The organism is Rhodophyticola sp. (assembly GCF_965284195.1).
GTDB lineage: Bacteria > Pseudomonadota > Alphaproteobacteria > Rhodobacterales > Rhodobacteraceae > Rhodophyticola.
Map to the genome: position 1 here is coordinate 2,326,167 of NZ_CBDIRM010000001.1, position 21,920 is coordinate 2,348,086.

Here is a 21,920-nt window from a genome sequence, read left to right on the forward strand (position 1 = left end):
CTTCATTGCCAGACCGGCAGGCCCATGACACCCGCCAGGGCGATTATGCCATAAGCGACACGCCGGTACAGGACATCATAGGCAGGGTCGAACAACGCCTGCCCGCACCGGGTGCCGATTGCATAGACCGGCATCATCAGCACGCCCAACCACAGGGCGCTGACACTCAACATGCCCTGAAACGCCATCTGCGGCAGAACCAGAATGGTGATGATCGTTAGAAACAGCAACGTGTTGGCCCGCATCACATCGGCCCGGTTGCCCGCGCCCAGATTGAACAGGATCACGATCGGCCCCATCAGCCCGGTCAGCCCGCCCAGAACACCGGTCGCCGCGCCCACCCCGGCGCGTGCGGCGAAACCCGGCCGCGTGGCATAGCGCCAGCCCGCCATCAGCGCCGCCAGCGTGCCCAGAACCGTGCCCGCCACCGCGGCCCGGATCAGGTCCACATCCAGCACTCGCAACAGGTAGATGCCGAAGGGCGCGCTCAGAAACGCCGCTCCGATCATGGTGAAGGTGGCCGGTTTGTCCGCCACGCCCCAGGCCCGCGGCACCACCGTGAACAAGGAGACGACCGCAGACAGCGAAAAGGCCGCTATCGCGAAGGCGGGCTCCAGCCAGATCGTGGCCAGCGGCATGAAAATCAGCGCCGATCCGAAACCGGCAAATCCATAGATCACGCCGGCCAGCGCGGTCACCCCCAATATCCATACCAGCCCGTCAAGGGCCAGCACGGCGCTCAGCGCATCAGGCATCTATGTTGGAAAACTGGGTTCCCGCATTCGCGTCGGGCTTCGACCAGTCGCGCTTCACGCCGATCATCAACACCACATTCTTGGCCACATAGATCGACGAATAGGTGCCCACGATCACGCCCCAGAAGATCGCGAAGACGAAACCGCGGATCACGTCGCCACCCAGGATCAGCAGCGCCAGAAGCGCCAGAAGCGTCGTTCCGCTGGTCATCAGGGTCCGGCTCAGGGTTTCGTTCGCGCTCAAGTTCATCACGTCCTGCAACGGCATTTTCTTGTATTTCCGCAGGTTTTCCCGCAGCCGGTCGAAGATCACCACCGTGTCGTTGATCGAATAGCCGATGATCGTCAAAAGCGCCGCGATGGTCGCCAGATCGAAGCGGATCTGAAGCAGGCTGAACACCCCGATCGTCAGCACCACATCATGGATCAGCGCCGCCACCGCGCCCAACGAAAACTGCCATTCGAAGCGCAGCCAGATATAGATCAAGATCGCCGCCAGAGAGACACCCACCGCCAGCAGGGCGGTCATGATCAGCTCGCCCGACACTTTCGGCCCGACGCTTTCCACCGAGGGGAAGGTCATCCCGTCATAGGCGAAGGACACGCCCGATCCGGTTGGCTGGTCCGTGCCCAGCACATCCACGATCTGTTGCCAGCTTCCCACCGGCAAACCCGCCGGAAGCCGCAGGGCGGAGGTGTCCCCGGTGGAGATTTCGGCCGCGATGCCGGCGTCCGCCAGCGCGGCGGCCGCGGCCTCCTGCGTCCATGTTCCGGTGTCGAAGGAGACCGACAGGGCGCCCCCGAAGGCCGATCCAAGCGCCTCCTCCACGGCGTTCACCGTGTCCGCCGCCACGCTTTCCTGCCCTTCCTGGGCCTGGATGCGCACCATCGCCACGTTGCGGCCCGCCTCGAAGGTCGGGTCGAACACTTCGGTGATCGCGACATCGCCAAGGCCGAGCGGTTCCAGCGCGGCGCGGTAATCGGCCACCACCACCTCCTGGCTGCTTTCCACGCGCAACGTGGTGCCGCCCAGGAAGTCGATCCCGAAATTCAGCCCCATGGCCAGCCAGATACCGATCGACAGCACCATGGCCACGACCGACGCCCCGAAGGTCGCGCGGGCATATCGGAAGAAGTTGAAATTCGTCTCGTTGGGAACCAGGCGCAGGCGCATCTTGTCAGACCTCGATTGTCTTGGGACGCCGGCGGTCGAACCAGGTCACGATCAGCAGGCGGGTGACGTAAATGGCCGTGAAGACCGATGTCATGATCCCGATGCCCAGGGTCACCGAAAAGCCCCGCACAGGGCCCGAGCCAAGCGTGAACAGGATCACGGCGATGATGAAGGTCGTCAGGTTGGCGTCGATGATCGCGCTCAGCGCGCGGCTGTATCCCAGCTCGATCGCGCGGGCGGGGCCCTTGGCCGTCTTCAGCTCCTCCCGGATCCGCTCGAATACCAGCACATTGGCATCCACCGCCATCCCGATGGTCAGCACGATCCCGGCGATCCCCGGCAGGGTCAGCGTCGCCCCGATCAGCGACAGGATCCCGAAGATGAGGCCCACATTCAGGATCAGCGCGACGCTCGCGAAAATCCCGAACAGCCCATAGCTCAGCACCATGAAGACCAGCACCGCGGCAAAGGCCACCAGCGCCGCGATCTCGCCTGCCGCGATACTGTCGGCACCCAGTTCCGGCCCGATGGTCCGCTCTTCGAGGAAGGTCATCTCCGCCGGCAACGCACCCGCCCGCAGCAGCACCGCCAGATCGGTGGATTGCTGCACGTTGAAATTCCCGGTGATCTGCCCCGACCCGCCGGTGATCGCCTGCCGGATCGTGGGCGCGGAAATCACCTCGTCATCCAGAACGATGGCAAAGGGCGCGCCCACATTGGCGGCGGTGTATTCGCCGAAGGCACGCGCGCCGTTGGGGTTGAACCGGAACGTCACGCTCGGCTGGCCGGTCTGCGCATCGAAGGCGGGCTGCGCGTCGACCAGATCGTCGCCGGTCACCACGGGCGTCTGCTCCAGAATGTAGTACACGCCCTCCTCGTCCAGCAACGGCAGGACCATCTGGCGGGACCCGGGCACCTCGTCGGCCGATCCCGCACGCCCCACGACCGGGTGGAATGTCAGCCGCGCGGTCGTGCCGATCAGCAGCTTCAACTCCTCCGCCGACCCGATGCCCGGCACCTGGATCAGGATCCGCCGGTCCCCCTGCCGCTGGATCGTCGGCTCCCGCGTGCCCACCTCGTCCACCCGGCGGCGGACGATCTCCACCGATTGCTGCATGGTCCGGTCATTGGTCGCCTGCTGCTCGGCCGCGCTCAGCGTCACGATCAGCACGTCGTTCTCGCCACGTACGTCCAGCGTACTCTGGGCGATGCCGGTCAGGCTGACCACGGGCTGCGCCACCGCGCGCACCGCGGCCACCGCCGCCGCCATCCCCTCGGGCTGGGAGATCTGTACCCGCAACTCGCCCGCGGGCGCCTCCTGCCGGCGGATCGTGCCCACCACGTCGCGCTCCAGCCTCAGCGCGTCGCGCACCTCGGGCCACAGCGCATCCATCCGCTGCTCATAGACGTCCTCGACCCGCACCTCGGCCAGCAGATGCGCGCCGCCGCGCAGATCCAGCCCCAGATTGACCAGCGTCCCGGGCAGGAACTCGGGCCAGCCGGCCCGATCCGCCTCCAGCGCGTCGGTGGTCGCCCCCGTCTCCTCGATCACGGCCACCGCATCGTTGTGCCGCTCCACCCGGTCGTAAAACAGGTTCGGCATCGCCAGCGCGAGGCCGATCACGACCACGCCCCAGATCAGCACCCGGTTCCAGATGGGGATGTTCAGCATCGCGGGCGGCTCCCAGAACGGATGATCAGGCCTTCTCGGCGGGTTCGGTCTTGGAAACGACCTGCGCGATGGTCGGGCGCGCCACGCGCACCTTCACACCCTCGGCGATCTCCACCTCGATCTCGCTGTCATCCTTGACCTTGGTCACCTTGCCATAGAGCCCGCCCTGGGTGATCACCTGATCGCCGCGGCGCAACCCGGCAACCATCGCCTGATGCTCCTTCACCTTCTTCTGCTGTGGCCGGATCAACAGGAAATACATGATCGCGAAAATCAGGATCAGGGGGAGAAACTGGGCGAAAGCGCTGTCCATGGACGGTCCTCTTGTCGGGTCATGCGGGGCTACCCGCTTGGGTCTGGCGGGCCATCCCGCGAAATCGGCGGCACGATACGGGCGGGCGCGGACGAAGGCAATGGCCCGCGCCCCCGCGATTTCCGGTTTCCCTGCATCGGCCTTCTGCGGCATATGGGAAGGAGGGGACCGATGGCAACCGGGAAAGACGTTTTGGATCGGGGGATCTGAATGAACGGAAACAGCGAAACCGCCACGGCGTCGGGCCTTGGCCGGCTCTGGCAAGGCCTGTCCTCGGGAGAGCAGATCGCCACCCTCATCATCCTGACTGCACTGGTCATCCTCCTTCTCTATATCTGGGCCGACCGCGCGCGGGCGGATGCGACAGGCGCCTCCCACCTCGTCGGCTGGATCGGCATCCGCGACCTTCCGCCATGGCAGGCGAGGATTCTCGGCCTTGTCTTCCTCGCCTTCGCGGTCCTCTTTGTGCTTGCCCTTCTCACATCCTTCCGTGTGGTGGGCGGGGTTTTCCTCGCGGGCTTTTCCGGCACCACCCCTGCGCAAAGCTTCAGCATCGGCGCGCTCCTCGTCGCGCTGCTCGGCGCGCCCTTCCTGATCTGGCGCAGCGTGGTGGCGCAGAAAACCGTGGATGTTACCGAACAGGGCCTGATCACCGACCGGATCAACGCCGCCGTGGCCAGTCTGGGAGAGGAGAAAACCCGCGGTACCGGCGATGCGGTCGAAACGGTCCCCAATATGGAGGTCCGCATCGGCGCGATCTACGCGCTGGAACGCATCGCCCGCGAAAACCTCGATTTCCACGTCCAGATCATGGAGATCCTCTGCGCCTATATCCGAGAGAACAGTCCTCTCCAAGACGCTATCCAAAGCCCCCATGAGGTCTTCGATCGGCTGACCATGAGCGACAAAACGGGGCAAGGATTAACGGATGAGGAAGCCTTTGCGCATGAGGACTACGGGGCAGCTAATCCTTTTGGCTGGAATCCAACCGAGCTAACCATGGATAACTTGAAAGAATGGACCAAGAACCTGCCACCTCTAAGGTCAGATATTCAAGCTGCCTTGACCGTGATCGGGCGTCGTCGACCCAATCAAAAGCGAGCAGAAAAAGTCAACTCAACCTCGGACTCAGATTTCTGCATCAATCTGCGTCGCACCAATCTACAACGTGCACGCCTCATTGGCGATTTTGAACATTCAATTCTTGATGGCGCAAGACTTTGCGGAGCTTGGTTAGAGGGCAGTTTCACTCATGCGTTGATCCTTGACGCAAGCCTCAGAGCATTGAATGCTCGAAAAAGCAATTTTGTCGATAGCGATTTCTCTGGATCTACTCTAGACGCGGCCACCGTGATTGGATGTGATCTTTCAAGAACACGCTTTTGGTATTGCAATCTTAAAGAAACCAACTTCAACGGCGCCACCGTACGAGATTCCGATTTTTTTATGGCAGGATTCAAGAATGCCTTCTGTTATGATAGTGCTGATTTTTCATATTCTAGACTACCAGAAAACCAGTTAGATGATTTAAATGGCCTACTGGATGGTTGTAGTATATCGGTATTTATATTTTCAGAAGATGGAACGAGCCGCAGCAAATCCATTGAAGCGGCACTTCAGAATGGACGGCTCTTAAGACTTGCGGCAGGCTCGGAGATAGATACAAGGATGGAATGGTCGGACAGTCTTTCACGGGCTGGCCGCAGTATGGGCGACTTCAGCCGGACCTATGGCGTTGATGGGCATGCCTGACCAATTGAGAACGGCCCACAGTCATCTGCAACTGCCTGCCAACCCCGCCTACACCCCGCCCGATCCGCCCGATCCTCCCGCGCGCTGACCCGCGTCTTGGATATACCGGTTATATACCGCGGATATACCGGGTCTATATGCTCCATTTCCCCTTCAAACCCGCCGCCGGATCGGGCATACCCCGCCCGAACCACCTGCCCGACCAGAGGCCCGACCCATGCACGATATCCGCGCCATCCGCGACAACCCGGACGCTTTCGATACCGCCCTCGCCCGCCGGGGTCTTGCGCCGCAATCGGCCGCCATTCTGGCGCTGGACGAGGCGCGCCGCGCCTGCATTCTGGCCGCCGAGACCGCGCTGGCCGACCGCAACGCGGCCTCCAAAGAGGTGGGCCGCGCCAAGGCCGGCGGCGATGAGGCGGAGTTCGAACGTCTCCGCGCGCTTGTAGCTGAAAAGAAAGAGGAAATCGCCCGTCTGGAGGAGGAGGCGAAGGCGAGGGACGCGGCCCTGACCGAGGCGCTGGCGGCCCTGCCGAACCTGCCCTACGGCAGCGTGCCCGATGGCGAGGACGAGGACGATAACGAGGAGATCCGACGCTGGGGCAGCCCGCGCAATTTCAGCTTCACGCCGAAGGAGCATTACCAGCTGGCGGCTACGCAGGACGGCATGGATTTCGAGACGGCGGCCAAGCTGTCGGGCAGCCGGTTCGTGCTCCTGAACGGCGCCGTCGCCCGTCTGCACCGGGCCCTGGCGCAGTTCATGCTCGACACCCACACAACCGAAAACGGCCTCACCGAAGTCAACGCCCCCGTCCTCGTCCGCGACGAAATGATGTATGGCACCGGGCAGTTGCCCAAGTTCGGCGAGGACAGCTATCAGACCATCAATGGCTGGTGGCTGATCCCCACCTCCGAGGTCAGCCTGACGAATATCGTCAACGACACGATCATCGAGGAAGATTATCTGCCGCGCCGCTATACCGCGCATTCGCTCTGCTTCCGGTCCGAGGCCGGCAGCGCGGGCCGCGACACTTCCGGCATGCTCCGTCAGCACCAGTTCGAGAAGGTAGAGATGGTCTCCATCACCCATCCCGATCACTCCGATGCGGAGCTGGAGCGCATGACCGGATGCGCCGAAGGCATCCTTGAAAAACTCGGCCTGCCCTACCGCACGGTGATCCTGTGCACCGGCGATATGGGGTTCGGGGCGCGCCGCACCCACGATATCGAGGTGTGGCTGCCCGGGCAGAACACCTATCGGGAGATCAGTTCCTGCTCCACCTGCGGCGATTTTCAGGCCCGGCGCATGAATGCCCGCTTCCGCCCCGCGGGCGGCGGCAAACCCGAGTTCGTGCATACGCTGAACGGCTCCGGCCTTGCCGTGGGCCGCACCCTCATCGCCGTGCTGGAAAACGGGCAGGAGGAGGATGGCTCCGTCACGCTGCCCGCAGCCCTCCATCCCTATCTGGGCGGCAAAACCCGTATCGACGCGGAGGGACATCTTGTCTGAACTGGAAAACCCCGACGACCCGCAGGACGGCGCCAAGCTGAAGGCGATCCTTCTGACCTGCGCCGCACTTGCCTTTGCCGCGGCCCCGCTGATGACGGAGCCCTTCACCGGCTTCGACCCGGAGCAGTTCCCCAACCCGACGCCGCCCCTCGCGCTGCAACCGGCGGGATATGCGTTTTCGATCTGGGGGGTGATCTATGCCTGGCTGATCGTCTCGGCGTTTTACGGCCTGATCAAGCGGGATACCGATCCGGGCTGGGACAGAACCCGCTGGCCGCTTTTCCTGAGCCTCGCGGTCGGGTCGGCCTGGATCGGCGTGGCGCTTCTCAACCCGCTGATCGCAACGGTCCTGATCTTCGTGATGATGGGCGGGGCGGTTCTGGCGATGGCCCGGGCGCCGATGGCGGATATGTGGCTTTGCGCAGCACCCATCGGGCTTTACGCGGGCTGGCTCACGGCGGCCAGTTTCGTGGCGGGCGCCACCACGCTCACGGGCTGGACCGGGCTCGGCCCGGACGCCGCCAGCTGGATCGGCCTGATCGGCGTCGGCGCGCTTGGCCTTGCCATCCTGCGGCTTCGCCCGCCGGTCACCTATGCGGTGGCGCTGGACTGGGCCCTCGTGGGTGTCGCGGTGTCTGTCTTCACAAGCCAGCCGCTCAACCTGCCCTTCGCGGTCGGGGTGATCCTGGCCTTTCTCGCCATCGCCCTCGGCTTTGCGCGCGGCCTGCGCCGGGGCTGATCAAGGCGCAGGCCGCCGGGATGGCGCGGCCTGCATCTCTCAACTGCAACACCTCACCGGCCGCGACCACCGCGCCGGCCTTCCGGCCTTTACCCCGCCCCATCGGAAAAGCTATTGCAGGCCAGAACACAGGCACCGCAGGATCAGGGGCAGCAGATGCGCATTCTCATCACCAATGACGACGGCATCAACGCGCCCGGCCTGAAGGTGCTGGAGGCCATCGCCGCCGAGGTCGCCGGCCCCGATGGTGAGGTCTGGACCGTGGCGCCGGCCTTCGAGCAATCGGGCGTCGGCCACTGCATCTCATACGTCCACCCGACAATGATCGCCGAACTTGCGCCCCGCCGCTACGCCGCCGAAGGCACGCCCGCCGATTGCGTTCTGGCCGGGCTCTACGATGTCCTGTCGGACAACCGGCCCGATCTGGTCCTCTCGGGCGTGAACAAGGGCAATAACGCGGCCGAAAACGTGCTCTATTCCGGCACCATCGGCGGCGCGATGGAAGCCGCGCTGCAAGGCCTGCCCGCCATTGCGCTGTCGCAGTATTACGGCCCGGCCAACGCGCATCTGGACAACCCGTTCGAAGCCGCCGCCAGCCATGGCGCGGCCGTGATCCGCGCCCTTGTCGATCAGGGCCACTGGGACAAGGCCGATTACCGGATCTTCTACAATGTGAACTTCCCGCCCGCGCCTGCCGCCGATGTCCGGGGCCGCAAGGTCACCGCGCAGGGGTTCCGCACCGATACCGGGTTCGGCATGGCCCCTCACACGGCTCCGAACGGCCGGCGGTTTCTCTGGATCACGGGCGGGCCGCAGCATATTCCGACCGCACCCGGCACCGACGCCCACGCCAATCTGGAAGGTTACATCTCGATCACGCCGCTGCGCGCCGATCTGACCGCGCATGAGGCGCTGGACGATCTGAAGGCCGCCCTGGAATGACCTGCCGATGACCCTTGATGCCGAGCGCAAGATGCAGTTCCTCTTCGCCCTCCGCTCCAAGGGCGTCACCGATGCACGCACGCTCGACGCGATGGAAAAGGTCGACCGGGGCGAGTTCGTGCGCGGCCATTTCGAAACCCGCGCCTATGACGACATGCCGCTGCCCATTTCCTGCGGGCAGACGATCTCGCAACCCTCCGTAGTCGGGCTGATGACGCAGGCGCTCAACGTGCAGCCCCGCGACAAGGTGCTGGAGGTGGGCACCGGCTCGGGCTATCAGGCCGCAGTGCTCAGCCATCTGGCGCGACGGGTCTACAGCATCGACCGGCACCGGACCCTGATCCGGGAAGCCGAGAAACGCCTTGCGGCGCAGGATATCCACAATGTGACGGTGATGACCGGCGATGGCTGTTTCGGCCTGCCCGAACAGGCCCCGTTCGACCGCATTCTGGTGACCGCCGCTGCCGAGGACCCGCCGGGCCCGCTTCTGGCGCAACTCAAGGAAGGCGGCATCATGGTCGTGCCCGTGGGGCAGTCCGACGCGATCCAGAGCCTGATCAAGGTCACCCGTGGCCCCGACGGGCTGCAGTATCACGAACTTCTGCCCGTCCGCTTCGTGCCCCTGATCGAAGGTGTCGCGCCCGACTGATGCGCACCGGGGCTGGCATTGACCCGCCATTGTGGTGTAAAACCTGACATAACGACGCGCGAGACCCCGGGCCAACCGGCGCAGACGCGCGCATATGGCGAACCGATCTTTTTGAGGACACCCCGAGCAATGCCCGCCCCAAGACCTCTTCTGCTTGGCCTCTGCCTGCCGCTTCTGGCCGGCTGCGTCAGCAACAGCGCCGATTTCGATTTCGACTTTCGCGGCAATGCGATCGCGAACAGCGCGCTGGACGCCGAAACCGCCCCGCGCCCGGAACCCGATGCAAACGGGCTGATCACCTATCCGACCTATCAGGTCGCCGTTGCGCGCCGGGGCGACACGCTGTCCAGCGTCGCAAGCCGCCTCGGGCTCGATGCGCAGGAACTGGCGTCCTTCAACGGGCGCAACCTCGGCGACCCGCTGCGCGCGGGTGAAATCATCGCCCTGCCCCGCCGGGTCAGCCCCACCGGCATCGGGACGGACATCACCTCCATCGCATCCGCCGCCATCGACGAGGCCGATGCCAACCGCCCCGCGACACCCGTCGCCGTCCAGACCGGCGCGGAACCCGTGCGCCATCGCGTGACCCGTGGCGAAACCGCCTATTCCGTGGCCCGCCTCTACGGCGTTTCGGTGCGGGCGCTGGCCGAATGGAACGGGCTTGGCCCGGACCTCTCGGTGCGCGAAGGCCAGTTCCTGATCATTCCTCTGGTGATCCAGGAGGCCGGCGCGCTGAACGACGCGGGCGCGCCCGGCCAATCGGTCACACCGGTCCCGCCATCGGCAGCGGACCCGCTGCCCGAGCCGATCACCACCGCGCCGCTTCCGGATGCGCCCGATCTCCGCGACACATCGCAACCGGCCGCCGCCCCGGCGCCGGCGCCGGCCCCCGCCGCCTCCAGCGCCCAGATGCAGCGCCCGGTGGCCGGTACGATCATCCGGCCCTTCTCCTCCAGCAACGAGGGCATCGATATCGCCGCCGCAACCGGCACCGCGGTCCGCGCCGCGGCCGATGGCGAGGTGGCGGCGATCACCCGGGATACCGACCAGATCCCGATTCTCGTGATCCGCCATCCGAACAATCTTCTGACGGTCTACGCCAATATCCAGAACATCCGGGTCAGCCGCGGCGACCGGATCAGCCGGGGCCAGACCGTGGCCGATGTGGGCCCGGGCGACCCTGCCTTCCTGCATTTCGAGGTGCGGCGCGGGTTCGAAGCGGTCGACCCGACCGATTTCATCGACTGAAGAGGAAACGGCCCCGCCCGGGCCTCGTCTCCCGCGCGCCCGCCAGCCGAGGCCCGCAGCCCCCTGGCACAGGTATCCGGGGTGTGGGACCGTCGGGAAAACCGGTACCCGCCGGACGCCTCCGGCGGCCATATTTGCGGGATAGAGAAGACAGGACTTCAGGCGGAGACCGGCCCCCCGCGGCTATCCTTTCGGCTTCACCGGAGGGGCCTTCTCCATCCACGGTCATCGGCATGGCTGCCTGTACCGTGGCAAAATCCTAAGGTCGGGATCTTTTCCAAGGGTTAACGCGCCCCTTCTCTATCCCGCAAATATGGCCGTCGGAGACATCTTCGCCCAAGAAGGGCCCCCGGAACGGGGGCGTGACGCGGGCGAACCCCGCCGCAGGTCAACCGGTCCGGACCATCTCGAAGCGACAGGCATCGGCCCCCTGAGCGCAGCAATGCATCTCGACGCAGCGCCAGCCCGGCCCGCAGAGCGCGGAAAACAGGCGCGCGAACACCGCCGCGTGCCAGTGGCAAAGCGGCGTTGCCGTATGCTCGCCCCGGACGACCGGATTATCCGCGATCTCGAACACCACCGGCCAGGTTGAGACCAGCCGAAACACGCCCGAGCCGCAGAAGGTCCAGGCATGCTTCGCCACGGCTTTCGCAAGGATCGGGGCAGCCAGTCTGGCGGGCAGACATTTCAACACCGCCTGCGCCGCGGGCGGGATGCGGTTGGCGAGAATGTAGTCGCCCGTGCGCCGCCCGGCGGCGTCGGCCAGCATCGGGGCCACGTCGGGCATCTCCGCCCGCATCACCTGATGCAGCCGGGCGGCGGGCGCCTCCTCCATCAAGCCTGCCTCCGGGTCGGGCAGATCGGACACGCCCGCCAGTGCCAGCATATGCGCCACCGCATCCGGCCCGGCGGCATCTTCCAGTACCGGAACCAGTTGCAGGATCGCATTGGGGCCGATCTTGGCCATCCGCTCACTCCGCCGGGATCACGTCATCCATCTGCTTGTCGCCACCGCCGCAGGCCTTTACCTCGGCCCCGTTCGGCATCTTGAACGAGGTATCGCGGGACACCTTCTGCGCCCGTTTCTGCGCCGCGATGTCCTGGGTCGACTGCCAGTCGTCCATCTGCGCCTTGGCGATCGTTCGTGTCCGGTCGAAGTTGAAATTCACCTTGTCCTTCGATTGCGGGCCCCAGTAATTCGCCTTGCCCAGATCGTAGAAGGTTCGCGCGAACCCGGCCTTTGCGAAGGCTTTCAGACAGCCAAGCAGGTATTTCCGCCGATATCCGTTCCCGCGCCAGGGATAGTAGAACAGCGCCTTGCGGGAGTAGAAGCGCCGGTAATTATGCATCACCCGGTCCAGAAGCGTGGCGCGGTCCATCGCCTCGGGCGCCATGATCGGCGTGACGAAATTGTATTTGGAGAAATCGAAGATCTCGACCTTGTCCTTGAGTTCCTGAAACAGCGGCGTGAAGGGCCAGGGCGTGTACATCGCCCAGTTGGCCAGATCCGGCTGCCAGTCCCAGGCCATCTGGAAGGTCTCTTCCAGCGTCTCTGGCGTCTCGTTGTCCAGACCGACGATGAACTGCGCCTCCACGAATATATCCGCCTCCCGCAGCAGGCGGATCGCTTCCTTGTTTTCCTCGACCTTGGTTTCCTTGTTGAACTGATCCAGTTTCAGCTGCGCCGCCGCCTCGGTGCCGAGGCTCACATGCACCAGCCCCGCGCGCCGGTAAAGCGGCAGCAGCTCCTTGTCGCGCATGATATCGGTGACCCGTGTGTTGATCCCCCATTGCACCCGCCGCGGCAGATCACGCCTGATCAGCTCCTCGCAGAACTGGATGAATTTCCGCCGGTTGATGGTCGGTTCCTCGTCGGCCAGGATGAAGAAGCCCACATCGTGTTCGTTCACGAGCTGCTCGATCTCGTCGACCACCTTCAGCGGGTCCCGCACCCGGTAGTCGCGCCAGAATTTCCACTGCGAGCAGAACGAGCAGGTAAACGGACAGCCGCGCGCCAGATTGGGGATCGCCACGCGGCGCCCAAGCGGCACATAGATGTAGTTCTCCCATTCCAGCAGCGACCAGTCGGGCGTGATCGCATCGAGGTTCTTCACCGTGGAAGCCGCCTGCGTCGCCTTGATCGTCTCGCCGTCCTTGAAGGCAAGCCCCTTGATCCTGTTCCTGTCGGCGGGCCAGCGTCCGTCGCGCACCGCCTCCATCAGCTCCACGATGATCTCTTCGCCTTCGCCGCGCACGATCACATCCACGCTGTCGCATTCGCTCAGCACCTGCTTGTACATGAAGGTCGCATGCACCCCGCCCAGAACCCGCAACGCGTTCGGCACCACTTCCTTGGCCACCTGCAAGGTCTGCTCGGCCACATAGATCGACGGGGTGATCGCGGTCGTGCCCACCACGTCGGGCTGCAACTCCGCCAGTCTGACACGCAGATCGCCCTCGCTCAGATCATGGGTCATCGCGTCGATGAACTGAACGTCGTCGAATCCCGCCGATTTCAGCGACCCCGCCAGATAGGCAACCCAGGCCGGCGGCCAGTTGCCCGCGATCTCTGCCCCACCGGAGTGATAATTCGGATGTATCAACACAATCCGCATGGCCCGTCTCCCTGCTTATCTGTCAACCCAGACCACACGCAAATATGTCAATCTGCCTTGACACAGATCAATCCTCGCCGGTTTCGACCCGTTAACCTTTTCTTTTCCGCACGGGTCTGGCACAATCCGATCCCCGAGGGCTTCGGATCGACCTTGTCATGATGAGGGAGGCGAGAAGATGTGGGACCGGCTTCTGGATCACATGCTCGGTGGGTTCATCACCACCGGTGCGCTTGATGTTACCTATCCCGATGGACAGGAACGGAAATATGGCGCAGCGGACGCCTCGCCCGTCCGTATCCGGTTCCACGATGAAGACCTTCCCCGGCGCCTTGTCCTGAGTACCGAAATGGCTCTGGGCGAGGCCTATATGGATGGCGGAATGACCATCGCCCAGGATGATCTGGAGGGTTTCCTGACCCTGATCATACGCAACGCGGTCGCATCAGAACATCTCTGGTGGCGGAAAACTGCTCTTGGATTGCGCCGCGCCCGGCGCATCTTCGACCAGTGGAACCCCGCGCACCGCGCCCGGCAGAACGTCGCCCATCACTACGATCTGTCCTCCCGGCTCTACGATCTCTTCCTCGACGAGGACCGGCAGTATTCCTGCGCCTATTTCAGCCGGCCCGACATGTCCCTCGAAGAGGCGCAGGAGGCCAAGAAACACCACATCGCCGGCAAGTTGCTGTTGCAACCGGACATGGAGGTGTTCGAGATCGGCTGCGGCTGGGGCGGGTTCGGCCTGACGCTGGCCCGCGATTACGGTGCGCGCGTTCTGGGCGTCACCCTGTCGGAGGAACAGCACCGCATCGCCACCGATCGCGCCGCCCGGGCGGGGCTGGCCGGCCGGGTCCGCTATGAACTGCGCGATTACCGCTCGGTCACGGGGCAGTTCGACCGCGTGGTCTCGATCGGCATGTTCGAACATGTGGGCGTGCCCCATTACCGGGAATACTTCACCCATGTGAACGACCGGCTGAAACCCGACGGGGTGGCGCTGATCCACACCATCGGCCGCGCGGCACCCCCGGGCAGCACATCGCCATGGATCACCAAGTACATCTTCCCCGGCGGCTATGTGCCGGCGCTGTCGGAAATGTCGAGAGCGATGGAAAAATCCGGCCTCTACCCCACCGATCTGGAGATCTGGCGGCTGCATTACGCCGAAACCCTGCGCCATTGGTATGACCGGTTCACCGCCCGCGAGACGGAGGCGCGAGCGCTCTACGACGAGCGGTTCACCCGGATGTGGCGCTACTATCTCAAGGCCTCGGAACTGACCTTCCGCCATCACCGGCAATGCGTGTTCCAGCTGCAACTGGCCAAGCATCAGCAGGCCGTGCCGCTGACGCGGGACTATCTCTATGCCGACGGCCCCGATGCGCGGCAGCACGCGGCGGAATAGGCGGAGCGCCTTCGGGAATCGGATGCCTTTTCGCAACCCGGCCTGACCGCACCCTCCGGTGCCGCGCCGCGCACGGAGGCATATCCCCCAATGCCCAGACGCGCAGGCCGCCCCCCGGAGCCTATCCCGCATCGGGGCTTCGGGCCGGGGGCCTTCATCGCCTGCGGTCATCGGCGTGCCCGCCTGTACCGCAGCCTCGATGTCACCGGTCCGGTATGAAAACGGGGTTAACGCGGCTTCATTGCCTTGCAAATATGCCCGCCGGAGGCATCGGGCCGCGGACCACCCTGCCCACCCGTCGAACCGGCGCGGCCCGGGCAGGCATGTGCCCCCGCGGGCCCTGCCCTGCGCGCGGCGCGGCGACGGTTCGCGCGCAGGGGCGCGCGGGCCCAAGCCGCGCCGCCCGACCGATATGGGTTGCGCCCAAGGCCCCCAAGTCTATAACGCCGACAGTTTGCTTGGGCCTTGGGGGACGAGATGCCAAAAAGAACCGATATCAGCTCGATCATGATCATCGGCGCGGGCCCCATCGTCATCGGGCAGGCCTGCGAGTTCGACTATTCCGGCGCCCAGGCCTGCAAGGCGCTCAGGGAGGAAGGCTACCGGGTTATCCTGGTCAACTCCAACCCCGCCACGATCATGACCGACCCGGGCCTGGCCGATGCCACCTATATCGAGCCGATCACGCCCGAAGTCGTCGCCAAGATCATCGAGAAGGAGCGCCCGGACGCGCTTCTGCCCACGATGGGCGGGCAGACCGGCCTCAACACGTCCCTCGCACTGGAGGAGATGGGCGTGCTGGAGAAATTCGGCGTGGAGATGATCGGCGCCAAGCGCCCCGCGATCGAGATGGCCGAAGACCGCAAACTTTTCCGCGAAGCGATGGACCGGATCGGGCTGGAAAACCCCAAGGCCACCATCGTCGCCGCCCCGAAGCTGGAAAACGGCAAACACGATATCGCCGCGGGTCTCCAGCAGGCTATCGACGCCATCGAATATGTGGGCCTGCCCGCCATCATCCGCCCCGCCTTCACCCTTGGCGGCACCGGGGGCGGCGTGGCCTATAACCGGGAGGAGTACGAGCATTTCTGCCGCAGCGGGCTAGAAGCCTCCCCGGTCGCGCAGATCCTGATCGACGAAAGCCTGCTCGGCTGGAAGGAATTCGAGATGGAGGTGGTCCGCGACCGGGCCGACAACGCCATCATCGTCTGCGCCATCGAAAACGTCGATCCGATGGGCGTGCATACCGGCGACTCGATCACCGTGGCCCCGGCGCTGACGCTGACCGACAAGGAATACCAGATCATGCGCAACGGCTCCATCGCCGTGCTGCGCGAAATCGGGGTGGAAACCGGCGGCTCCAACGTGCAATGGGCCGTGAACCCCGCCGATGGCCGCATGGTCGTGATCGAGATGAACCCGCGGGTCTCGCGGTCCTCGGCACTCGCCTCCAAGGCCACAGGCTTCCCCATCGCGAAAATCGCCGCGAAACTCGCCGTGGGCTACACGCTGGACGAGCTGGACAACGACATCACCAAGGTCACACCGGCGAGCTTCGAGCCCACCATCGATTATGTCGTCACCAAGATCCCCCGCTTCGCCTTCGAGAAGTTCCCGGGCAGCAAGCCGGAACTCACCACCGCGATGAAATCCGTGGGCGAGGCCATGTCCGTCGGGCGGACCTTTCACGAGTCCGTGCAAAAGGCGCTGGCCTCGATGGAAACCGGCCTGACCGGCTTCGACGAGATCGACATCCCCGGCGCCCCCGACCCCGCGGCCATCACCAAGGCGCTCAGCCGGCAGACCCCCGACCGGCTGCGCGTCATTGCGCAGGCGATGCGTTTCGGGCTCAGTGACGACGAGATATATGCGGTCACCCGGTTCGACCCGTGGTTCCTCGCCCGGATCCGGGAGATCATCGAGGCCGAGGACGGGGTTCGTGCGAATGGCCTGCCGACGGATGAAAAAGGCCTCCGCGCGCTCAAGATGATGGGCTTCACCGATGCCCGCCTCGCCCGGCTCACCAACCGGTCGGAGGCCAGCATCCGCGCCGACCGGCTGAGCGCCGGCGTAACGGCCGTCTTCAAACGGATCGACACCTGCGCCGCCGAGTTCGAGGCGCAGACCCCCTACATGTATTCCACCTACGAGACCCCGGTCATGGGCGATGTGGAATGCGAAGCCCGCCCCTCGGACGCCCGGAAGGTCGTGATCCTCGGCGGCGGTCCCAACCGGATCGGCCAGGGGATCGAGTTCGACTATTGCTGCTGCCACGCCTGTTTCGCCCTCACCGACGCGGGCTTCGAGACGATCATGGTCAACTGCAACCCCGAAACCGTCTCCACCGATTACGACACCTCCGACCGGCTCTATTTCGAGCCGCTCACCTTCGAACATGTGATGGAGATCCTCCGCATCGAGCAGGAGAACGGCACGCTCCATGGCGTCATCGTCCAGTTCGGCGGCCAGACACCGCTCAAGCTCGCCAACGCGCTGCATGACGCGGGCATTCCGATCCTCGGCACCACGCCCGACGCCATCGACCTCGCCGAAGACCGGGAGCGGTTCCAGCAGCTTGTCCAGCGTCTCGACCTGAAGCAGCCGAAGAACGCCATCGCCACCACCGATGCGGAGGCCAGGGCCGCGGCCGAAACCCTTGGCTATCCGCTCGTCATCCGCCCGTCCTATGTGCTTGGCGGCCGCGCCATGGAAATCGTCCGCGACGCCGCACAGCTCGACCGCTACATCGCCGAAGCCGTCGTCGTCTCGGGGGACAGCCCCGTCCTGCTCGACAGCTACCTCTCCGGCGCCGTGGAGGTCGACGTGGATGCGCTCTCCGACGGCGAGGACGTCCATGTGGCGGGCATCATGCAGCATATCGAGGAGGCGGGCGTTCATTCCGGCGACAGCGCCTGCTCCCTGCCGCCACACACGCTCTCCGACAGCATCATCGACCGGATCACCGAACAGACCGTGGCGCTGGCCAAGGCGCTCCGCGTGGTGGGCCTGATGAATGTCCAGTTCGCGGTCAAGGATGACGAGATCTACCTGATCGAGGTCAATCCCCGCGCCTCGCGCACCGTGCCCTTCGTCGCCAAGGCCACCGACAGCGCCATCGCGTCCATCGCCGCGCGCCTCATGGCGGGCGAAAAACTGTCCGGCTTTCCGATCGCCACGCCCCATCAGCCCGTGGATGACGCCACGCCGATCATCCCCAACGACCCGATGTCGCTTGCCGATTTCCGCACGCCCTGGTTCTCCGTCAAGGAGGCCGTGCTGCCGTTTGCCCGTTTCCCCGGCGTCGACACGCTGCTTGGCCCCGAAATGCGGTCGACCGGCGAGGTCATGGGCTGGGACCGCACCTTCCCCCGCGCCTTCCTCAAGGCGCAACTGGGGGCCGGCACCACGCTTCCCGACGCGGGCACCGTGTTCCTGTCGATCAAGGACGCCGACAAGACCCCGCAACTGCTGGAGGCCGCGCGGATCCTCACCGATCTGGGCCTGACCATCCTCGCCACCCGCGGCACCGCCGCCTTCCTGTCGGAGCATGACATCCCCTCCGATGTGGTGAACAAGGCCTATGAAGGCGGGCGCACCATCGTCGACATCATGAAGGATGGCCATGTGAGCCTTGTCCTCAACACGACAGAAGGCGCGCAGGCAGTGGAAGACAGCCGCTCCATGCGCGCCGTAGCACTTTACGACAAGATCCCCTATTTCACCACGCTGGCGGCCAGCCACGCCGCCGCGCTGGCGATGAAAGCCGCGCGCGAAGGCGAGCTGGGGGTTAGGTCGTTGCAGGGGTGAGAACGAGCTGCCCAAACTGCGCCACTACGGCTTGAGGGCCGCGCGTCTATCGTTGGACCACAATTTGTGTTCTAGGCGACAGCATCAACCAAATGTGGCAAGGAACCTGTGGATAAGCACTACATTTCCTGTTGACGGCTACCCGATGTTGTGAGAACCTATGGGCAACCCTGCGAGATGTGGGGTCAATCCCCTTTCAGTCGTAAAAAAACCGTTGACCTGTCCGCAGGTGGTAGACATGCTTGCAGTGATCTCTGGATAAAAAGACGACGCCGTCGCGGCGGCAACCACGACGGCGTCTAAATCCAGAGCCGCCATTGATTGAAGGTCGCGGCGGGCACTGCAGATCGTAGCTGAACTGAATCAGTTCTAGCGTGGTGAGTCAACATGCGGCCTTCGCTCATGCTGAAAGGGCCGAAAAATGGCTTCCTATTTTGTAAACAATACTGCGCAACCGAACGGTGATCATGAGGTCCATCAACAGGGCTGCTACTGGTTATCGTTGGCCAAGAATGTGAGCTATCTTGGCGAATTTGTCGGGTGTCGAGATGCGGTTTTCGAAGCCAAACGCAAACACCATCGGCAATCCAACGGGTGTGCGACCTGCTCACCATCATGTCATACGTCTTGAGGGCGCAACCGATGGCTACCAATCCTCCTTCTGGCGACGGAAAGCGCAACGGAATGGTGCGCGGGCGGTCTCAAACAAAGGCGCCCAACGGCAATTGGACAAAGCGCGACACGAAAACGGGCCGCTTCATGGACCAGAAGACGTCCTCGAAAACTCCCTTCAAGGGTGTTCGTAAGGAAAAGTGAGCATAAGGCGAGGGCGGCACGTGCCGCCCTCGTTATAACTTTGTAACGACACTTGGCCCCGCCTCACTCCCCAACGCCCGCTTCCGCTCCTCCCGCTCCCGTTCCGTCACGCCCCAGTCCGGCATCGGCTGGCGCGACTGCCAGTTCTCCCGGAACGGCTCGATCGTCGCGTCCTCGTGCAGCAGCCCCGACAGCTTGGCATGCATGAAGGCCCTCAGCACGTCGTTCATCCGCGGCTGATACCCCGGCCCCATGGATTTGAACCATTTCACCACATCCTCATCGACCGAGAAGCAGATCTTCGTCTTCCTGCGCTCCCGCCGCTGGCTGATTTCGTGCCAGTCCTGCGGGATGCGCAGATGTGTGGCGATCTTGTGGTGCATGTCCCACTCGAACCTCCGCATCGCCTCCATCATGTAATAGTGGTCGTAGCGCTGCCTCTTGGTCAGCGGCTTGTCGTCGAACGGGTCCATGATCCTGCTCCTCACCCTCGGGGGAGGCCCAGACTCTCGCAAATTTGCTAAAATTGCGTGGATACCCGGAGGATATACCGGATCTATACCGAGGATATACCGGGTCTATATCTTGACCTCGGGCCAAAATCCGGCCCATCTGGGCGCCCAGGGGAGGGCCAGGATGCACCAGCCAGCGATCACCGGAACGGGCGTGTTCACGCCCAGCCAGATCATCACCAATGACGAGCTCGTGGCCGCGTTCAACGCCCATGCGGACCTCTACAATGCTGAAAACGCAGAGAAAATCGCCGCCGGCCTGCTTGAGCCCAAGCCCTATTCCTCCTCCGAGTTCATTCACGCCGCCTCCGGCATCGAGCAGCGCTATGTGCTTGACAAGACAGGCGTTCTCGACCCAGAGGTGATGCATCCCTGGCTGCGGGAGCGGGACGACGACGAACCCGGCCAGATGGCCGAAATGGCGCTGGAAGCCTGCACCCAGGCCCTTGAGATGGCAGGGAAAACCGCCGGCGATGTGGATGCCGTTCTGTGCGCCGCCTCCAATCACGAGCGCGCCTATCCCGCCGTGGCCATCGAGATACAGGATCTCCTTGGAATTCAGGGCTTTGCCTTCGATATGAACGTCGCCTGTTCCTCCGCCACCTTCGGCATTCAGGCCGCCGCCGACATGATCCGCTCCGGCAGCATCAGAAGCGCATTGGTGGTGAACCCGGAAATCTGTTCGGCCCATCTGGAGTGGCGCGACCGCGATTGCCATTTCATCTTCGGCGATGTCTGCACGGCGGTCCTGATCGAACGCGCCGAGGACGCCAAGGGCCTGCATTTCCTGATAAAATCCACGCGCTGCGCGACGCAGTTCTCCAACAATATCCGCAACAATAACGGCTTTCTGCGCCGCACCCGCAAGGACCATATGGAAGATCGCCGCGACATGCAGTTCATGCAGAACGGGCGCAAGGTCTTCAAGGAGGTCCTGCCCCTCGTCTCCAAGCATATCGCCGATCACATGGCCGACGAAGGCGTCGCCGCGACCGACCTGAAACGCCTCTGGCTTCATCAGGCAAACAAGACCATGAACGACTATATCGGCAAGAAAGTCCTCGGGCGCGACCCTGCCGACGGCGAACAGCCCAACATCCTGCAGGATTACGCAAACACGTCATCCGCAGGCAGCATCATCGCTTTTGCCAAGTATTCCAAAGACCTGCAGCCCGGCGACACCGGCCTGATCTGTTCTTTCGGCGCCGGGTATTCGGTGGGCTCGGTGATCCTGGAACGTGCTTGACGCGCCGTTCACCTCTGCCGTGCTAGGAGGATGTCTCGTCTTCCAGGTGCAGTTTCATCTCCAATAGCACCTTCTGGATCTCCAGCGTCTCGCGCAGCAGGCGTTTGGCCTCGTTGATGGTTATCACGCCGTCCGCGATTGACTGGTGATACTCCGCCATCAGCATCGCGAACCGCTGGCTCAGGGCGACCACGTCGGAATTCACCCCGCCCTCACGGCCCTCGTTGGGCCGTGGTTCGTCATAGCTGAGCGTGATGCCCTGCAACTCCGCCAGGGCGGTCGTCACATGGGGGAACCGCGCGGCCGTTTCCAGCGCCGCCACCGCGTCGATCGGGATGAACCGGTCCGCGTGTTCCGGCGCGTCCGAGAAGTAGCGGCCAAGCGTTGCCTTGGATTTGCCCGTGACGTCGCATGCGGCGGCAAAGCCCACATCCTTGATTAACGCCTCGGTATGTTTCTTCAGGTAACTTCCCACGGATCCGTCCTTGCTCGAAACTGATTATCCGGGGGAAATCAAATCGCTTTTTCCCATGATGGTCAATCGCGTCGGATGGCAGGGTGATCCCGCCTCCCAAGTCGGGAGGTGCTTAATCAGTAATCGGCCGTTGTACCTGGCCGATCGGGTGGGGGTTCGTCGCCATGGCCGATCCGGTCTGGCCGGGGTTCGCGCCATTGTGCGGCGAACCCTGTCGCCGGTGTCCATCCCCCGTGACACCGGCAGGGTCCGACCGGGCTCACGGAACCGGCCCGATGCCGGCGCCC

17 protein-coding genes are annotated in these 21,920 nt (G+C 64.1%); 9 read left to right on the forward strand and 8 right to left on the reverse strand.

Annotated elements, in window-relative coordinates; all coding sequences use genetic code 11:
- Window positions 1-2: 2 nt before the first annotated feature.
- The 4 genes from ACQ651_RS11605 to yajC all read right to left on the reverse strand — a co-directional run bounded on the left by ACQ651_RS11605 (window position 3) and on the right by yajC (window position 3,914).
- Window positions 3-755: a sulfite exporter TauE/SafE family protein gene (locus ACQ651_RS11605; RefSeq protein WP_227285083.1), complete on the reverse strand. Its 753-nt coding sequence runs from the start codon at window positions 753-755 to the stop codon at window positions 3-5.
- Window positions 748-1,845, reverse strand: coding sequence for a protein translocase subunit SecF (secF, locus tag ACQ651_RS11610; RefSeq protein WP_430450327.1), 1,098 nt, complete (start codon window positions 1,843-1,845; stop codon window positions 748-750). The genes ACQ651_RS11605 and secF overlap by 8 nt, the downstream gene beginning before the upstream one ends.
- 88 nt (window positions 1,846-1,933) lie before the next feature.
- On the reverse strand, window positions 1,934-3,601 hold the full coding sequence (gene secD, locus ACQ651_RS11615) for a protein translocase subunit SecD (RefSeq protein ID WP_430449347.1): 1,668 nt from the start codon (window positions 3,599-3,601) through the stop codon (window positions 1,934-1,936).
- Between the two features lie 25 nt (window positions 3,602-3,626).
- On the reverse strand, window positions 3,627-3,914 hold the full coding sequence (gene yajC, locus ACQ651_RS11620; RefSeq protein WP_121899234.1) for a preprotein translocase subunit YajC: 288 nt from the start codon (window positions 3,912-3,914) through the stop codon (window positions 3,627-3,629).
- 210 nt (window positions 3,915-4,124) lie between these two features.
- On the opposite strand from yajC, the gene ACQ651_RS11625 reads away from it, so the two are divergent.
- The 6 genes from ACQ651_RS11625 (at window position 4,125) to ACQ651_RS11650 (ending at window position 10,754) form a co-directional block, all read left to right on the forward strand.
- Window positions 4,125-5,666: a pentapeptide repeat-containing protein gene (locus ACQ651_RS11625; protein ID WP_430449348.1), complete on the forward strand. Its 1,542-nt coding sequence runs from the start codon at window positions 4,125-4,127 to the stop codon at window positions 5,664-5,666.
- Window positions 5,667-5,883: 217 nt separating this feature from the next.
- Window positions 5,884-7,176 (forward strand): serine--tRNA ligase, encoded by a 1,293-nt coding sequence (serS, locus tag ACQ651_RS11630; RefSeq protein WP_430449349.1) that lies wholly within the window; start codon window positions 5,884-5,886, stop codon window positions 7,174-7,176.
- The gene (locus ACQ651_RS11635) at window positions 7,169-7,915 is read left to right on the forward strand and encodes a hypothetical protein (protein ID WP_375551690.1); all 747 of its coding nucleotides are present in this window, start codon (window positions 7,169-7,171) and stop codon (window positions 7,913-7,915) included. The genes serS and ACQ651_RS11635 overlap by 8 nt, the downstream gene beginning before the upstream one ends.
- A 156-nt stretch (window positions 7,916-8,071) precedes the next feature.
- Window positions 8,072-8,857, forward strand: coding sequence for a 5'/3'-nucleotidase SurE (gene surE, locus ACQ651_RS11640; RefSeq protein WP_227285089.1), 786 nt, complete (start codon window positions 8,072-8,074; stop codon window positions 8,855-8,857).
- A gap of 7 nt (window positions 8,858-8,864) precedes the next feature.
- Window positions 8,865-9,506, forward strand: a complete 642-nt coding sequence (locus tag ACQ651_RS11645) for a protein-L-isoaspartate(D-aspartate) O-methyltransferase (RefSeq protein ID WP_375551689.1) — start codon at window positions 8,865-8,867, stop codon at window positions 9,504-9,506.
- A 129-nt stretch (window positions 9,507-9,635) separates the two neighbouring features.
- The gene (locus ACQ651_RS11650) at window positions 9,636-10,754 is read left to right on the forward strand and encodes a peptidoglycan DD-metalloendopeptidase family protein (RefSeq protein ID WP_227285091.1); all 1,119 of its coding nucleotides are present in this window, start codon (window positions 9,636-9,638) and stop codon (window positions 10,752-10,754) included.
- 388 nt (window positions 10,755-11,142) lie between these two features.
- Here the strand turns inward: ACQ651_RS11650 and bchJ are convergent, their stop codons facing one another.
- Both bchJ and bchE read right to left on the reverse strand, forming a co-directional pair.
- Complete coding sequence (gene bchJ / locus ACQ651_RS11655; RefSeq protein WP_227285092.1) at window positions 11,143-11,721, reverse strand: bacteriochlorophyll 4-vinyl reductase; 579 nt, start codon at window positions 11,719-11,721, stop codon at window positions 11,143-11,145.
- Window positions 11,722-11,725: 4 nt separating this feature from the next.
- A complete protein-coding gene (bchE, locus tag ACQ651_RS11660; protein ID WP_227285093.1) occupies window positions 11,726-13,369 on the reverse strand; it encodes a magnesium-protoporphyrin IX monomethyl ester anaerobic oxidative cyclase in 1,644 nt (547 codons plus the stop codon).
- Between the two features lie 178 nt (window positions 13,370-13,547).
- On the opposite strand from bchE, the gene ACQ651_RS11665 reads away from it, so the two are divergent.
- Window positions 13,548-14,777, forward strand: a complete 1,230-nt coding sequence (locus ACQ651_RS11665; protein ID WP_430449350.1) for a class I SAM-dependent methyltransferase — start codon at window positions 13,548-13,550, stop codon at window positions 14,775-14,777.
- A 477-nt stretch (window positions 14,778-15,254) separates the two neighbouring features.
- A complete protein-coding gene (gene carB / locus ACQ651_RS11670) occupies window positions 15,255-18,584 on the forward strand; it encodes a carbamoyl-phosphate synthase large subunit (protein WP_430449351.1) in 3,330 nt (1,109 codons plus the stop codon).
- A gap of 848 nt (window positions 18,585-19,432) precedes the next feature.
- On the opposite strand, the gene ACQ651_RS11675 is transcribed toward carB, so the two are convergent.
- Window positions 19,433-19,873 (reverse strand): BrnA antitoxin family protein, encoded by a 441-nt coding sequence (locus ACQ651_RS11675; RefSeq protein ID WP_430449352.1) that lies wholly within the window; start codon window positions 19,871-19,873, stop codon window positions 19,433-19,435.
- Window positions 19,874-20,036: 163 nt separating this feature from the next.
- On the opposite strand from ACQ651_RS11675, the gene ACQ651_RS11680 reads away from it, so the two are divergent.
- Window positions 20,037-21,158, forward strand: coding sequence for a beta-ketoacyl-ACP synthase III (locus tag ACQ651_RS11680; protein WP_430449353.1), 1,122 nt, complete (start codon window positions 20,037-20,039; stop codon window positions 21,156-21,158).
- A gap of 22 nt (window positions 21,159-21,180) precedes the next feature.
- Here the strand turns inward: ACQ651_RS11680 and ACQ651_RS11685 are convergent, their stop codons facing one another.
- Window positions 21,181-21,633: a hypothetical protein gene (locus ACQ651_RS11685; RefSeq protein ID WP_227285100.1), complete on the reverse strand. Its 453-nt coding sequence runs from the start codon at window positions 21,631-21,633 to the stop codon at window positions 21,181-21,183.
- Between the last annotated feature and the right edge of the window lie 287 nt (window positions 21,634-21,920).